This is a genomic window from Longimicrobium sp., assembly GCF_036554565.1.
GTDB lineage: Bacteria > Gemmatimonadota > Gemmatimonadetes > Longimicrobiales > Longimicrobiaceae > Longimicrobium.
In genome coordinates, this window is the sequence record NZ_DATBNB010000799.1 from 1 (window position 1) to 2,499 (window position 2,499).

The window sequence follows — 2,499 nt, forward strand, 5'->3', positions numbered from 1 at the left end:
GGCGATCCGCTCGCGGTGCAGCTCGGGGAGCCCGTACACCGCCTCGCGCGCCCAACCCGGCGTGTCGGCCCCCGGCACGCGCAGGTCCGCCGACAGGTCGATGGCCCTCACCCCCGCCGCGCGCGCCCGCTCCATCCACCGCGCGCTCTCGCCGTGCGGCAGGCACGACACCACGCAGTCGCACTCGTCCAGCGCCGCATCCTCCGCCTTCACCAGCGCCGGTCCCGTCGCGCCGGGCACGAGATCATCCAGCGCCGTCCCCGCCTCTGACTCCGACGTCGCCCAAGCGATTCCCGCGTGGGGGTGCCGGGCCAGGAGCCTCACCAGCTCTCGCCCCGCGTAGCCGCCAGCCCCCAGGATTCCGATTCGTGCGCTAGTATAATTATTCATGGGCTCGCAAACCTATACCAAACATCCCCCGTCGTCAACAGCTACGTTCGGGGGCCGGGTATCTCAACCGCTTTCACGCAGAGGACGCAGAGAAGACGAAGAGGACGCAGAGGGGCTCATGGCTGCCTCTGCGTCCTCTCTGTTCCCTCTGCGTCCTCTGCGTGAAACGTTCTTTTCTTCCGGCCAGCGGCTACCGCACGACCACGGTTCCCTTCATGGATGGATGGGGGTCGCAGTGGTAGGGAAAGGTGCCCGCCGCGGCGAAAGTGCGCGTGTAGATGGCCGTGGGGCTCAGCTGGCCCGAGGCCCACACGCCACCATCGGAGGTGGATGTGTGGATCTCCTGGTCGCAGTTCACCCACGTCACCGTGGTGCCCGGCGTGACGGTGATCTGGCTCTGCGCGAATGCGAAGTTGCGGATCTGCACCACGTTGGCGGGGCTGCCCTCGCACAGGTTCTCGTCCATGGCCGGTCCCGCCACGCGTTCCGAGAAGCACCCGGCCAGCGCGCCCGCCGCCACCGTGAAGGCGAACGCCGCACAGGTGAAGCTGTAGATGGCTCTTCCGATCATCGGACGATCACCACTCCCTTCATGAACGGGTGCGGAGTGCAGGTGAAGTCGTAGGTGCCGGCCTCGGAGAAGGTGTGGCTCCACCTGGCGCCCGGCTGGATCAGCCCGGAATCGAACGCGCCGCTGGTGGCGGTTACGGTGTGCGCCATCTGGTCGCCGTTGGTCCACTCCACCGTGCTCCCCGCGGGTATCTCGATGCGGGCGGGCGTGTAGGCGAAGTTCCGCATCCCCGCCCGCGTGACCGGCCCCGCGGGTGCCGCCGCGGGCGTGCTCCCGGCCACGGGCGCGGACGGCGGCGGGGGCACGGGACCCGCCACCGCGCGCGGCCCGAACCAGCGCGCCAGCGTGAGCGGAACGGTGAACTCGAACCCGTAGCGCACGTCCTCGCCGCCGAACGACATCCCCTGCAGCGTGTAGGCGTTGGAGTTGGAGGCCTGCAGCGACAGCGAGTGGGGCGTCTGCGGGATGGCCAGGTGCAGCCCCGCGCTCCACGCCACCTCCTCGCCTTCGCGCCGCTCCTGCAGCGTGGCGACGTCACCCGCCACCGCGAAGTAGCGGCTGATCTTCAGCGTTCCCCCGCCCGCGACCGCGTACCGGCGCGCGCCCGCTTCCATCGGGTCCGAGAGGACGCGCCCGGACGCCACCAGCCGCAGGCCGGCAAAGCGCCGCGCCACGGAGACCTCTCCGTCCACCCCGTTCGCCGCGTTGTTGAACGCCACCTGCGCGCCCAGATCGGCGGGGGCGCCGCGGTCCTGCGAGAACAGCTGGTGGCGGCCCCAGAGCTCCCACTCGTTGGGAAAGCCCGGCGCGAGCGCCGAGTTGGTGGCGTAGTGCAGCCCCGCGGTCATCCGGTACGGCAGCCCCGCGGCCACGGTGAAGGTGGGCACGTTCGCCACCTTTCGCGTCGGCGCCGGGCTGCTGCTGAACCGGTGCAGAAAGTGGAAGTACAGGGTGCCCGGGTTGCCCACCCAGGCACCCGACAGGTTGGGCGGGCGGTCCAGCAGCGACTGGGCCCGCGCGCCGGCGGGAGCGGCCAGGGCGGCGAGCAGAACGGCCAGCGCGGCGCGGCGGATGGGGATCACCTTGCCTCCAGGGTTGTCCCGGCGGGCCGCGCGGGCCCGCCGGGTGGGGTGGATGCGGCTCACTGGACGGTGATCACGCCCTTCATGTTCATCCCCGCGTGGGGCATGCAGAAGTACTCGTAGCGGCCGGCGGGCACCCCGGCGAAGGTGATCGTGTAGCTGTCGCCCGCGTTCATCATCAACGCGCCGGAGAGCGGCTGGATCTGTCCCGCCATCGCGGCGCTCAGGCGCGCCTCGGCGGCGTCGGGTACCTTGGCGGGATCGAACGCCACGTTGTGCGGACCGCCAGCCACGGTGGTGAAGCGGATGCGGTCACCCGCGCGGATGGTCAGGTTGGCCGGCTCGAACCGCGCCGACGTGCCGTCCAGGATCATCTTCACCTCGTGGGTGGCCGGCGGCGGCGCGGGGGTCTCCGCGCGGGCGGTCATCGCGGCTGCGGGCGCCAGGGCGGCGGCG

Annotated in this window: 4 protein-coding genes; all 4 read right to left on the bottom strand. The window is 71.3% G+C overall.

What is annotated here, in order from left to right; translation table 11 throughout:
• Positions 1–390 (bottom strand): saccharopine dehydrogenase NADP-binding domain-containing protein (locus VIB55_RS22550; RefSeq protein ID WP_331878930.1); only part of this gene is annotated, 390 nt, incomplete at its 3' end.
• Between the two features lie 190 nt (positions 391–580).
• Positions 581–961: a plastocyanin/azurin family copper-binding protein gene (locus VIB55_RS22555; protein WP_331878931.1), complete on the bottom strand. Its 381-nt coding sequence runs from the start codon at positions 959–961 to the stop codon at positions 581–583.
• Positions 958–2,106 carry a cupredoxin family copper-binding protein gene (locus VIB55_RS22560; protein WP_331878932.1) on the bottom strand — a complete coding sequence of 383 codons (1,149 nt, stop codon included), beginning with the start codon at positions 2,104–2,106 and terminating at the stop codon, positions 958–960. The genes VIB55_RS22555 and VIB55_RS22560 overlap by 4 nt, the downstream gene beginning before the upstream one ends.
• On the bottom strand, positions 2,103–2,499 hold a 397-nt coding region (locus VIB55_RS22565; protein WP_331878933.1), incomplete at its 5' end, for a plastocyanin/azurin family copper-binding protein. The genes VIB55_RS22565 and VIB55_RS22560, both read right to left, overlap by 4 nt.

What these genes read in the sequence shown, in the direction of transcription:
- VIB55_RS22555 (WP_331878931.1), bottom strand. Translation starts at nt 961, where the DNA reads ATGATCGGAAGAGCCATCTACAGCTTCACCTGTGCGGCGTTCGCCTTC.